The following is a 12,896-nucleotide window of genomic DNA, read 5'->3' as shown; positions in this document are numbered from 1 at the left end:
TCTTTGCATTTAAACAAGAAAAAGTAGCTCTAAATACCTCTGTTTTATTGGATTTGCAATTTTTCAGCAAGCCCTAAGTAGCGTACTGCTACTGTTTTCAATACAGAAGTAATTTTAAAAAATCAATTACTTTGCTCGTGAGAACTGCAAATGTAAATCTTTTTAACAGATGGTCAAATAGAAAATAAAAAAGGATGCAACTTCATTCCTGCGAAAAAGGGAGAATACTGCGTGGATCTCCCTAATTATTTAAGTTAAGATTGGTGTATAATTTCTCTAGTAATACATTAAAATCATACGGTTTTGACAAATAATCATCCATTCCTGAAGTAATGCATCGGCGTTCTTCATCAGTGGTAGCATGAGCTGTCAGGGCAATGATAGGTACTTTGGATTTATGACCAGACAATTTTCTTACCTGTTCTGTTACTTCATTCCCATCCATTTCGGGCATTTGAATGTCCATTAAAATAATGTCATAGTCATTCTCCTTGATTTTTTCGAAAGCAATCAAACCATTTTCGGCAATTTCAATTTGCTTGTCCCATCTTTCAAAGACTTTGCGCGTTAACAGTTGGTTGATTTTATTGTCCTCGGCAAGTAATATTTTTTTGTCTTTCAAGAAGCTAAAATCACGATTTTTCTTTGCCTCTTTGCTCGAATTCACATTATCTACTGCAGCATTCTTATATTGAATGTCAAAAGAGAATTCACTTCCTGTACCTATTTCGCTTCTTACCACAATGCTCCCGCCTTGCAACTCGACCAGTTTACGGGTAATGGTAAGACCTAAACCGGTACCGCCAAATTTTCTTGTAGTTTCATCAGAGGCTTGTGTAAAACTTTCGAATATCGAATCTACTTTATCTGCAGGAATACCAATTCCGCTATCGATAACATTAAAATTGATCAATGAAACCAGGTCAGATCCGCTTACTTTAGTCACCACAAGTTCTACCTGTCCTTCCTCCGTAAATTTCACGGCGTTCCCAATCAAATTAATTAAAATTTGAGACAAACGCGTAGGATCACCTATTATAGCGTCATTGACTTGTGGGTCTATGGTCTCTTTTAAAACAATATTCTTCTTAAGAGCACTAGGCAATAAAAGCTCTACGACTGATTTTACAGTTTTGGACAATGAAAATTGAATGGATTCAAATGTCATCATATCAGCCTCAATTTTAGAAAAATCCAAAATATCGTTGATAATAACCATTAAATTATCCCCAGCCGTTTTGATGGCTTCGATACTTTGCATTTGATTTTCATCTAAATTGGTGTCCTCTAGAATTCTTGCAAATCCCATTACACCATTCATAGGCGTACGAATCTCATGACTCATATTAGTCAAGAAACGTTCTTTCACTTTTACCGAATTTTCGGCTATGTTCTTGGCTTGTATTAGCTCTTTCTCTGTTTGTTTCTGTTCGCTAATATCTTGAATGGTTCCTAAAATGGTAATAGGAATATTAGTATCGTCATTGATACAAGTAATGTACTGATTGATGTGTTTTACAGCTCCGTTTTTAGCCATAATGCGATGACTGAAATGTATTTCGTCTTCACGACCCACAATTTCCTTCAAGTTATTTTCAAACAGTTGTAAATCGGTTAGAGAAGTGATGCACGATTTTATAAGGCTTAATGATGGTTTTTGTTTTGAATCTAATTCTAATATGCTAAACATTCCTTCAGAAAAGTATACATCGTCATCATTCAAGTTGATCTCCCAACTTCCTATTTTGGCTAATTTTTGTGCCTTCGAAAGCCTTTTGGCGTTAATCTTTAAGGCTAATTCGGTTTTTTTTCGAAGATTCTGACTTTCATACAATTTGATTGCTTTTCTAACGCTATGCGAAATACCATCAGCCGTTAATAACGATTTGGGCATATAATCCGATGCTCCAGCCAAAATAGCTTGACTAGCAATTTGCGCATCACCTTGGGATGTGATAAAAATAACGGGAACCTCGATGCCTAAACATCTAATTTTTTGGAGAATACTGATTCCATCTGAATCGGGTAACATATAATCCAGAAAAATCAAGTCGTACTGCTCTTTTTCTAGTTTTTCAAAACCTTCTTTTGCAGAGTAAGCGCTATCAATTTCGGCATTTATATCTGATTTTGAAATCGATCGTACAATAGACAAAGCGTCTATCTTATCATCATCAATTGTCAGTATTTTTAAGGCTTTTGTCATATTTGATTGTCTCTTGGAAACTCTATAATCGATAGGTATTCATTTAATTTCGAATAAACCTCTACACTACTTTCGGTATCAAGGGGTTTATTAATATAACCTGCAATATTGAATTTTAAGGCTTCCTCTTTATTGGTGTCTGAATCAGATAATACAAAAACCAATAATGATTTTAGTAGGGGATGATTTCTTATTTTATCTAATAACACCATTCCATTCACCTCTTTCTTATTAACATCAACAATAATAATTTTAGGTAATGGATTTAACTTGGTATCGCCATCTAATAATGACCACGCCTCAACATCATTATCCGCCAGATAAACAGTAGAATGACTATTTATTTCTAAAAAAACATCTTTCGCTTTTTGCCCATCGGTTTTGTGATCTATAATAATGATATTTAAATCTTTCATAAACGTTTTTTTTACATATTACATCTCACATAGCTTCCAGTAATCTTTTAAAGTAGAAACCGACGATAAAAATTTCTCAAATGATAAGGGCTTTAAAATATAACCGGCCACATTGAGATCGTATGCGTTTATTTTGTCACTGTCCTCATTTGATGTGGTCATCACAAAAACAGATATGTTTTTAAATTTATCATTTTGCCTTACCAATCTTAGAAACTCAATACCATTCATTTTAGGCATATTAATGTCCAAAATAATAATCTTAGGCATAGGAACATCGGGGTCGTTTAACAATGCCAAAGCTTCAACACCATTTCCAGCAACGTACAATGGGTTTTCAATTTTGTTTTTCGAAAAAGCTCTTTTTACATTCATTACATCTACCTCGTCGTCTTCGACTAATAGAATATTTACTAATTTGCTGATCATCATGTTTGTTTTTTTTGAGTTGTTTATAAAACTATTTCTTTGGGCCAACTGAATTTAAAAGTAGTCCCTGATCCTTCACCGGACACCAATTCTATTGTACCACCTACTAATTTCACTATCTTCTTGCAAATAGTCAAACCAGCACCTGTGGTTTCAACGAGATCCTTAGCACTTACCGTATAAAAAATATTAAAAATCTTCTCTCTTACGGCTTCTGGAATCCCTGGTCCATCATCTCTAATAGCAAATTCATAGGCAAGATTGGTCTCGATTATTTCAATAAAGATATTGATTTTATCTTTATCATGAAATTGAATTGCATTTTCAATGAGATTAAAAAGTACTTTTTCTAGTTTTTTTGCTAAAGTCGTTACCTTTTCATGTTCTATTTCAATCCGATAATGAAAACTCACATTGGGCGTTGTTGTAGCCATTGCAGCACATTCTTTTACCAGTTCTGGAATACTAACTTCATATTGATCCAGTTCTAATCTATTGACTCTTGACAATTCTATCAAAGCATTCATCATGCTTTCTAGACGTGCTACCCTACCTTTCATCAAGCTGAAATTCGCTATTATTTCGGCATTGTCATTTCCTTCTAAATCATCTTCGATCCAACTACTAATATTAGCAATGGCGCGCAACGGACTTTTTAAATCATGTGAAACTATATAAACAAACTCTTCATATTCTTTTTTCAGAGCCATTAACTCTTGGTAATGTTTACTTTCTAAGTCCTCCATTCTATTTTATTTAGGTAATGTAAAAATAAAGCTTGTTCCTTGTTCGTCTTTTGAATCAATGTAGATTATTCCTTCCTGCTCGTCAATGATTTTTTTAACAATTGACAATCCGATACCAGTACTCTCTTTTTTATCTCGAGCTTCAATGGTTTGAAAAACTCCAAAAACTCTTTCTTGGTACTCTAATGGAATTCCTGGTCCATTATCCTTGATTGTAAATTGATGAAAATCTTGTAAATCTTCGTAATAACATTCAATTTTACCATGATCCTTGTCGTTGTATTTTACAGCATTACTTATAATATTACTAAAAATTTGATACAACAGGATTTTAGCATTATAAACTTCCGGGAAATGTTTGTCTACTATAACTTCAAAATTTGCTGTAGGCACGATGGTTTCAACTACTTGGTCCATCATTAACTTACTATCAAATTTCTCTTTTTCAATATGTGTTCTGCCTATTCGAGAATAATCTAAAATTCCGTTAATTAGATTTTCCATACGTAAAATACGTCCTTTTAACAGTTCTAAATTTGCTTTTACATCATCTGGCATTTCTGGCATATCTTCAATAATCCATTCGGCTAAATTATTGATGGCTCGCAATGGCGCTTTTAAATCATGTGAAACTACATAAGCAAATTGATCGAGTTCCTTAATATTTTTCTCTAAATCAATTAAAGCAAAATTCAAGTTTTCTTGGGCTAATTTTTGCTCTGAGATATCAGCACTAATGGCAATATATTGATAAATTTTTCCTTTTAGATCCTTAAAAGGTACAATTGTCGTTTTTTCCCAATATACTGATCCGTCTTTGGCTCTATTCTCGATTTCCCCTTTCCAAATATCCCCTTTTATAATGGTTCTCAAAATGTTTTTGGCAAATTCAGGATCAAGATGATCTGATAGAATTCGTTGACTAACCCCTAGTAGCTCTTCTTTGGTATACTTAGAAGCACTACAAAAATTATCATTAACATAACTAAAAACACCATTCAAATCGGTTACAGACACAATAGCAGCTTCATCTAAAGCGGCTCTAATATCGTTGACTTCTTTGGATTTTTCTAGTACTTTTTGCTCCACAATTGTGCGCTCTGTAACATCTTGAATCGTCCCTTGAAGGCTCACAACTTCATCATTACTGTTTTTAAAAGGATGTCCTATTTCACTAATGTGTTTCAATCTGCCATCAGGAAAAACAATTCGATAACTAATATTGAAGTCAGCACCGGTTTTAATGGTCAGTTCTCCTTGCTCATCGAGTCTTTCTATATCATCCGGATGAATGCGACTTCTAAAAGCTTCATTTAAACCTTCAACAACCGTTTCTTCGATTTCAAAAATGGCATAATGCTCTTTGGACCAAATTAAATCATTCGAAACTAAATCAAATTTCCAACTTCCTATTTTGGCAATGCGCTGTGAATTATCTAATAATTCGTTACTCACTTTCAAACTTAACTCGGCTTCTCTTTTCTCTGTAATATCTTGAATAGAGCCTTGTACGCCTACTCTTTCTCCATTTTCATCTTTAAAAGGTCTTCCTTTTTCAGAGATGTATTTCAATCGATTATCGGGAAATACAATACGGTATTTTACAACATAATCTTCACCCGATTTTAAAGTGTTTATATCTAATTTATCTAAAATATCTAAATCATCTGGATGAATTCTTGCTCGGTAAGCAGTGTACAATTGATCATCTGGCACTCCATCTAACTCAAAAATAGCATAATGCCCTTTGGATAATAATAACTGCTTTGTAATCGAATTGAATTTCCAGCTACCTCTTTTATTGATAACTTGTGCTTCATCTAATAATTCATAACTGTTCAAAAGCTTTAATTCGGCTTCTTTTTCTTTAGTAATATCTTTTCCAATACCTAAGAACCCTATGTTCTCACCAGCATTATTTTTTACAGCTGTGATTGATAGCAACATCGGGAATGAGCTTCCATCCTTTCTATTGTAGGTCCATTCTTTGGCGGTACTTAAACCTGCAGCGCAGGACTTAACAACATAATCTGCAAATGTAGGAGCAACTACTACCCCTAATTCAAGACTCAATTCTTTAGTGTATTTTATAACTTCAGCTTCAACATGGAACGAAGCAGGTGATTTATTCCCTATGATTTCGGTTGCGGTATATCCTAATAATTTTTCGGCCCCTTTATTAAAATTGGTTACGATACCATCTACACCTGTAGCTATAATAGAAAACTGCGCTGCATCAAGAAGAGCCGACAAATTAGCAGTAGTGGCTATTAGTTGCGCTTGTTTTTCTTTCTCTAAAGTAATATCTCTTGCAATGCAATACAAATTACCTGTTTCTGGATCTGGAGATGAATTCCAACTTAGCGATACATAATCCCCGTTTTTACAACGGTAACGATTTTCAAAACTGATGGTTTTTTCACCTTGGCTCAGTTTTTCTACTTCTACATATGTTTTATCTAAATCCTCTGGATGTACAAAGTTTATAAAAGGAACGCCCTCTAACTCCTCTTTAGGATACCCCAAAACAGTGGTGAAAGCAGGATTAACTTTATGAAAACAACCATCAACATTAGCAATGCACACTAAATCTTTGGATAGTTCAATAAAATTTTGAAATTCTTTTTGTGTGTTTTTGAGCTCTATATTTTTGCGACGCAATTCCATCAAATTGATCACCTGATTGGCTAATAATTTAAGTGCGTTTTTTTGCAAATCAGTCAGCATTCTAGGGATTGTATCAATTACACAAAGTGTCCCCAAATTATAGCCTTCTTTATTCGTAAGGGGAGCTCCTGCATAAAAACGAATATCTGGACTTCCAGTAACAAGTGGATTATCTACAAAAATCTTGTCTAATTGGGCGTTTTGCACTTCATAAACTTCCTCTCCTTGAATGGCATACTGACAAAAAGAGATTTCTTTAGGAGTTTCGGTCGCGTCTATACCAACACTGGACTTGAACCATTGTCTGTCATCATCTAATAAACTAACTAATGAAATGGGGGTATTACAGATATAAGCCGCTAGTTTAGTAATTGAATCATATTCATTTTCAGACAAGGTATCCATGATTGCATAGCTTTCTAAGGCTTTCAATCGATCTTTCTCATTTGCAACAGTAGGGTTTTTCATGTAAAATGATTTAGTGGTAGCACAATTAGAGAACGAATCTTGTATACTAATTGTTATTAAAAACATTGCTCTCTACAAAAATAAAATTATTTTCCAATTATAGCTCTTTTTATTAGCTTAATTTCAACTTATATATAGACGAATGACACTTTTTACCCCTTGAACGACACAAAAATATGATTTTTATATTTATTTTATAGGTTTTTTCTTTATTTATAAAAAATACAAAAACACCAATTTATTCTCGAAATAAAGTACCATTAACAAACGCTATCTGATTATAAATCGTTAAATTTGATAGGACCTTATACTAGTCCTAATTTGACAATTGTACTGGTAAAAAATATTAAAAAAAGCTGACTATGGCATTTATAGATTATTACAAAGTATTAGAAATTGATAAAAAAGCTACGGAACAGGAAATCAAGAAAGCCTACCGAAAAATGGCCCGAAAATACCATCCCGACTTAAATCCTAATGACAAACAAGCTGAATTAAAGTTTAAAGAACTCAATGAAGCCAATGAAGTATTGAGCAATCCTGAAAACAGGAAAAAATACGATCAATACGGTGAAAACTGGCAAAATGGTGCAGAATTTGAGAAAGCAAGACAACAGCAACAACGATCGCATCAAGGAAATGGTCAACAATCAGGCTTTAATGGCTTTGAAGGAGGTGATTATTCGGATTTTTTTGAATCCATGTTTAATCAATCGGCTGGTAACGGTGGTCAGCGTCAAAGCAGATCCTATAAAGGACAAGACTTTAATGCCGAACTGCACCTTAGCCTCAAGGATGTGTACACTACTCACAAACGCACATTAACGGTAAACGGTAAAAACATTAGGTTAACCATAGCTGCGGGTGTAGAAAACGGCCAAATCATAAAAATTTCAGGACATGGAGCCGAAGGCGTTTCTGGAGGACCAAAAGGAGATTTATACATTACTTTTTCGATTGATAATGACTCCAACTTTAAAAGAGACAAAGAAAACCTCTACAGCACAGTGAACCTTAATTTATACACGGCTATTCTAGGCGGCGAAATCACGGTAGACACATTTGACGGAAAAGTAAAATTAAATGTAAATCCTGGAACACAAAACGGTACCAAAGTAAAACTAAAAGGCAAAGGTTTCCCCGTTTATAAAAAAGACAATCAATTTGGAGACCTGTACATTAGCTATCAAATTCAGGTTCCAACAGATTTAACTGAAAAAGAAAAAGAATTATTTACAGAACTTGCTAAGTTAGAGAAATTATGATCCAAGAAAATTTTATACCTATAACATCACTCTGCATTCATTATAAAATAGAACATCATTTCTTTGTCGATTTATGCGATATTGGTAGTGTTGAACTACATGTCTTTGAGAAAGAAACATACATTGACAAAGAATCTATTTATGAAATCGAAAAAATAATTCGCATCCACCAAGAGCTAGATGTTAATATTGAAGGTGTAGCGATTGCCTTAAATTTATTAAAAAAAATAGAGTCTTTACAAACGGAGGTAAACAGATTGAAAAACAGACTTCTATTATATGAAAACTAAAAAAAATCTAGTTTCATGAAGTTAGGCGGTGAAAAAAACTTGATTTTAACAGTTGTTTAGCCTACTTTTTTTTGATTTTTAACTAACTTTGAGTTAGTGCATCTGTCTTTTATACTAACCTGAAACGATGCTGCTTTAAATACGTACGTAAATGATGCATGCTCAAGAACAGTTCTATGAAATAATTAAGAAAGATATTCGTTTTATTGATTTCATACAAGAGCATGCACTAGACGGACTCATAGTAGTAAATAAAAATTCGTTTTGGATCAATCCTAAACTGTATCAAACTTTAGGCTATAAAAACAATGATACCTGCCTAAAACCAGCTGATTTACTGATCATAAAAGACAATCAGCTATCATTCGATTTTACTGATTTAAAAAATCAAAACATTGCCGATTGCAACTACAGCTTCAAACATAAAAATGGGAACACCATTACTTTGTTTACTAAAATAAAAACCGTTACAAACGAAACGGGTGACCTAGTAGCTTTTTTTATTGGACTGAATCAGGAAAACAACATTCAATCCTATAGTAGTGAAGCGCTCATAAAAGAACAACAACTACAACTCAAGAAACAGAAGCTTTTTCTAGAAAAATGCAATCTAGCGGCTAAAATAGGATATTGGGAAGTCGATTTAGCTTCTCAAAGCTTGTATTGGAGCGACATGACTAAGGTTATTCATGAGGCCGCCATAGATTACGAACCTAAGATTGCAGCAGCGCTTAATTTATACAAAGAAGGCGAAAGTAGAGATTTAATAACTCTATCGTTTCATTCAATCACTACAAAAGGAACCCCTTTTGATCACGAATTACAAATCACCACCCTTCAAGGGAATGACAGATGGGTACAATCTATAGGTCAAGCCGAATTTAAAGATGGAGCTTGCGTACGAATCTATGGTACATTTCAGGACATTACTGCCAAAAAAGAATCTAGATTGGCTTTGATACAAGAAAAAGAAAAACTACAAAGCATCATACAAGCCACAAATGCAGGGACTTGGGAATGGAATATACAAACAGGAGAAACACAGCATAGCGAATTGTGGGCCAACATAATTGGTTACACTTTAGATGAAATTGCACCAATAGACACTGAAAAATGGATCAGTTTAATTCATCCAGACGATATTGAAAGGTCTAATAAAAACATGAAGGCTTGTTTTGAAAAACAAACAGAATTCTACAGATCAGAGTACCGCATCAAACATAAAGACGGTAGTTGGATTTGGGTTTTAGACAAAGGAAAAATAATCAGTTGGACCGATGATGACGAACCCTTGATGATGTTTGGAACGCACGTAGATATTTCAGACAATAAAAAAGCGGCACTTCAACTAACCGAAACCTTAAACAAAATACAAGGAATACTGGATGCCAGCACAAAAGTTTCCATCATAGAAACGGATCTTAATGGTACGATTACTACTTTTAATAAAGGAGCACAAAATTTATTGGGCTACAGCAAAAAGGAAGTTTTAAACAAACAAACTCCCTTCCTTTTTCATCAAAAAGACGAATTATTAGCCAGAAGACAAGCTATCTTTGATGAATTTGGAGAAAACGTTGATACTTTTAAGATTTTGACATACGAATCAAACAGAGGGAATTATGATACACGGGAATGGACTTACGTTAAAAAAAACGGACTTCAATTTCCTGTTCAATTAACAATAACCCCTGTAAAAACAAATAAAATTACTACTGGCTACCTTGGAATAGCAGTCGATATTAGTAATTTAAAAAATGCCGAAAAAGAAATCAAATCCCTATTAGACGTCACTAAAGATCAAAATAGCCGTCTAAAAAACTTTGCACACATAGTCTCCCATAATTTAAGATCACATTCGGGCAATATTGCCATGATGCTTGACTTATTAGAATATGAAAATCCTGATTTAAAAGAAAACGAATTTATAAAATACTTAGACCAAGCATCGGCAAATTTAAAAGAAACAATTGAGCATTTAAATCAGGTGGTATTGATGAACAACTCCATAAATGAAAATTTACAAGATTTAAACTTGTATGATTATTGGAAAAAAGCATTGAAAAACCTTACAGTCGTTACCGCTCAATCCAATGTTGCTATTAGCTGCGAGATCGATCCCTACATCACAATAAAAGGAATCCCTGCCTATCTAGAAAGCATACTCCTGAATTTTATAACTAACGGTATCAAATACCGATCAGAAGAAAGACAAAGCTATATAAAGGCATCTTGCAGTATAGAAGACAGATATGTCGTCCTACATATTGAAGACAACGGAATAGGCATTGACATGCAAAAAAACCGAACCAAGCTATTTGGCATGTACAAAACCTTTACAAATAACCCCGAAGCACGTGGAATAGGGCTTTTTATTACAAAAAATCAAGTTGAAGCCTTGGGTGGAAAGATAAAAGTAGAAAGTGAATTAAACAAAGGGACAACCTTTAAAATATACCTGAAAAAATGAAAAAAATTGACATAGCCTGCATTATTGATGACGACCCAATTTTTGTTTTTGGAACAAAAAGAATCATGCAATTAGCCAATTTTTGCGAAAGTTTTTTAGTATTCCATAACGGAAAAGAGGCGTATGACAAACTGAAAGCCATCATTATCAACAAAGAGAAACTGCCCGATATCATACTATTAGACCTCAATATGCCCATCTGGGACGGATGGCAATTTCTAGATGAATTTATTAAAATACCTAATAAAAACCCCATTACCATTTACATTATCACAAGTTCTGTTGACCCTGCCGATGTGGAAAAAGCAAAATCATACGACTTAGTAAGTAATTATATCGTTAAACCTATTACGATGGAAGGATTAAAAAACATGTTAGCAGAATAACAGCTTGCTTTTTACTTTCATTTCCCACTAATGCGATGACTTGCGTTTATTTCAAAAATAAAAACGGAAAAAATAGCGAAAAACCTTAAAAAAGAGGCTATTACTTACAAAAAACCCGGTTCACAGCATATTTAATTAGCGCCTTTAATCACAGTAAGTTAAGGTATCCTTACAATAATAAATTATGATTTTTTAATCAGAAATCATAAAATGGTATGTTTTGACAATCTAATGTACTATATTACACCTTGTACAAATCTAGTTTAGCTAGTAGATATCAAAACACAATTTATTTTTATGACCATAATTATTTCACTTTGCCTACTATTGTTAGTAGCCTATTTATTTGACCTTACGGCATCTAGGACTAAAATTCCTTCGGTGATTTTATTGTTACTTTTAGGCTGGATCGTAAGAGAAGTTACCCTTTTATTTAGTATCGACATCCCAGATCTAAGTTCAACCCTACCTATTTTAGGAACAATCGGACTTATTTTAATTGTTCTCGAAGGATCATTAGAGCTTGAATTAAACAAATCAAAGCTAGGACTGATCAAGAAATCATCCATAGGAGCGTTTTTACCTTTGATCGTACTTGCCTTTTCACTGGCTTACCTACTGCATTATTACGGAGGTTATTCGTTCAAAGACAGCCTTATTAATGCGATTCCGTTTTGTGTTATAAGTAGCGCCATTGCCATTCCTAGCGTTCGTAATTTGTCTAGCAGCCAAAAAGAATTCATCATTTACGAAAGCAGTCTCTCAGACATATTTGGTGTTGTATTTTTCAATTTCATTGCTTTTAACACGAGTTTTGGCGTAGAAACCTTTGGTTATTTCTGCCTCGAAATCTTAATAATCATAGCTATTTCATTTGTAGCAACAATTCTACTATCCTTTTTATTAAACAAAATTGACCACCATATTAAGTTTGTCCCAATCGTTCTACTGATCATCTTAATCTATGAAATATCAAAAATATTCCACTTACCAGCCCTGATCTTTATCTTAGTATTTGGACTTTCAATTGGGAATTTAGACGAATTAAGACACTATAAATGGACCCGCCAGTTTAGATTAGACTTACTAAACAAAGAGGTTGCCAAGTTCAAAGAACTCATAATCGAGGCTACTTTTCTAGTTCGTGCTTTGTTTTTCTTACTGTTTGGATACCTAATTCAAACATCTGAAATCTTAAATGCCGATACTTTCGTTTGGGCCGTTGGGATTGTTATCATTCTTTTTATCCTGCGCTTTATCCAGTTAAAAATATCAAATATGCCGCTGTTTCCATTGCTTTTTGTAGCGCCAAGAGGATTGATTACCATCCTGCTATTTCTATCCATAAAGCCTGAAAATATGATTGAATTAGTCAATAAATCATTGATTATTCAAGTAATTTTGCTGACTGCTATCATCATGATGATAGGGCTAATGGTTACTGCAAAACAACGAGAAACGATCTTAGAAGAACGCCGAAAAGCCAAAGAAAAAGCAATCAGCGAGACCGAAAAAATTTAATAATAAGACCAAAAAAAATCTGCTAGTAGCAG

The 12,896-nt window shown here is 33.8% G+C and carries 10 protein-coding genes; 5 read left to right on the top strand and 5 right to left on the bottom strand.

Annotation, left to right across the window (positions count from 1 at the left end):
• Positions 1 to 241: 241 nt before the first annotated feature.
• Genes H8R24_RS10160 through H8R24_RS10140 form a run of 5 tightly spaced genes read right to left on the bottom strand, consistent with a single transcriptional unit; the run spans position 242 to position 6,932 of the window.
• Entirely contained in the window at positions 242 to 2,206 is a 1,965-nt protein-coding gene (locus H8R24_RS10160; protein WP_187018636.1) for a response regulator, read from the bottom strand.
• On the bottom strand, positions 2,203 to 2,622 hold the full coding sequence (locus H8R24_RS10155; RefSeq protein ID WP_187018635.1) for a response regulator: 420 nt from the start codon (positions 2,620 to 2,622) through the stop codon (positions 2,203 to 2,205). Before H8R24_RS10155 ends, H8R24_RS10160 begins: the two co-directional genes overlap by 4 nt.
• An 18-nt stretch (positions 2,623 to 2,640) precedes the next feature.
• On the bottom strand, positions 2,641 to 3,054 hold the full coding sequence (locus H8R24_RS10150) for a response regulator (protein WP_225876800.1): 414 nt from the start codon (positions 3,052 to 3,054) through the stop codon (positions 2,641 to 2,643).
• Between the two features lie 20 nt (positions 3,055 to 3,074).
• Positions 3,075 to 3,797 (bottom strand): sensor histidine kinase, encoded by a 723-nt coding sequence (locus tag H8R24_RS10145; RefSeq protein ID WP_187018633.1) that lies wholly within the window; start codon positions 3,795 to 3,797, stop codon positions 3,075 to 3,077.
• A gap of 6 nt (positions 3,798 to 3,803) precedes the next feature.
• Entirely contained in the window at positions 3,804 to 6,932 is a 3,129-nt protein-coding gene (locus H8R24_RS10140) for a PAS domain S-box protein (protein WP_187018631.1), read from the bottom strand.
• A gap of 362 nt (positions 6,933 to 7,294) precedes the next feature.
• On the opposite strand from H8R24_RS10140, the gene H8R24_RS10135 reads away from it, so the two are divergent.
• The 5 genes from H8R24_RS10135 to H8R24_RS10115 all read left to right on the top strand — a co-directional run bounded on the left by H8R24_RS10135 (position 7,295) and on the right by H8R24_RS10115 (position 12,864).
• Complete coding sequence (locus H8R24_RS10135; RefSeq protein ID WP_187018628.1) at positions 7,295 to 8,197, top strand: DnaJ C-terminal domain-containing protein; 903 nt, start codon at positions 7,295 to 7,297, stop codon at positions 8,195 to 8,197.
• Positions 8,194 to 8,487 carry a chaperone modulator CbpM gene (locus tag H8R24_RS10130; RefSeq protein WP_187018626.1) on the top strand — a complete coding sequence of 98 codons (294 nt, stop codon included), beginning with the start codon at positions 8,194 to 8,196 and terminating at the stop codon, positions 8,485 to 8,487. The genes H8R24_RS10135 and H8R24_RS10130 overlap by 4 nt, the downstream gene beginning before the upstream one ends.
• Positions 8,488 to 8,638: 151 nt before the next feature.
• Positions 8,639 to 10,957, top strand: a complete 2,319-nt coding sequence (locus H8R24_RS10125) for a PAS domain S-box protein (protein WP_187018624.1) — start codon at positions 8,639 to 8,641, stop codon at positions 10,955 to 10,957.
• The gene (locus H8R24_RS10120) at positions 10,954 to 11,343 is read left to right on the top strand and encodes a response regulator (protein ID WP_187018621.1); all 390 of its coding nucleotides are present in this window, start codon (positions 10,954 to 10,956) and stop codon (positions 11,341 to 11,343) included. The genes H8R24_RS10125 and H8R24_RS10120 overlap by 4 nt, the downstream gene beginning before the upstream one ends.
• A gap of 297 nt (positions 11,344 to 11,640) precedes the next feature.
• Positions 11,641 to 12,864 (top strand): cation:proton antiporter, encoded by a 1,224-nt coding sequence (locus tag H8R24_RS10115; RefSeq protein ID WP_187018619.1) that lies wholly within the window; start codon positions 11,641 to 11,643, stop codon positions 12,862 to 12,864.
• Positions 12,865 to 12,896: the final 32 nt, after the last annotated feature.

This window comes from Flavobacterium muglaense, assembly GCF_014305155.1.
Lineage (GTDB): Bacteria > Bacteroidota > Bacteroidia > Flavobacteriales > Flavobacteriaceae > Flavobacterium > Flavobacterium muglaense.
Note: the sequence above shows the minus strand (reverse complement) of the source record. Positions and strands in the feature narration are given on the sequence as shown.

Excerpts from the sequence above, each read along its gene's own strand:
- H8R24_RS10150 (WP_225876800.1), bottom strand. The coding sequence starts at position 3,054 with ATGATGATCAGCAAATTAGTAAATATTCTATTAGTCGAAGACGACGAG.
- H8R24_RS10140 (WP_187018631.1), bottom strand. The coding sequence starts at position 6,932 with ATGAAAAACCCTACTGTTGCAAATGAGAAAGATCGATTGAAAGCCTTA.
- H8R24_RS10120 (WP_187018621.1), top strand. The coding sequence starts at position 10,954 with ATGAAAAAAATTGACATAGCCTGCATTATTGATGACGACCCAATTTTT.
- H8R24_RS10125 (WP_187018624.1), top strand. The coding sequence starts at position 8,639 with ATGATGCATGCTCAAGAACAGTTCTATGAAATAATTAAGAAAGATATT.
- H8R24_RS10155 (WP_187018635.1), bottom strand. The coding sequence starts at position 2,622 with ATGAAAGATTTAAATATCATTATTATAGATCACAAAACCGATGGGCAA.
- H8R24_RS10145 (WP_187018633.1), bottom strand. The coding sequence starts at position 3,797 with ATGGAGGACTTAGAAAGTAAACATTACCAAGAGTTAATGGCTCTGAAA.
- H8R24_RS10130 (WP_187018626.1), top strand. The coding sequence starts at position 8,194 with ATGATCCAAGAAAATTTTATACCTATAACATCACTCTGCATTCATTAT.
- H8R24_RS10135 (WP_187018628.1), top strand. The coding sequence starts at position 7,295 with ATGGCATTTATAGATTATTACAAAGTATTAGAAATTGATAAAAAAGCT.
- H8R24_RS10115 (WP_187018619.1), top strand. The coding sequence starts at position 11,641 with ATGACCATAATTATTTCACTTTGCCTACTATTGTTAGTAGCCTATTTA.
- H8R24_RS10160 (WP_187018636.1), bottom strand. The coding sequence starts at position 2,206 with ATGACAAAAGCCTTAAAAATACTGACAATTGATGATGATAAGATAGAC.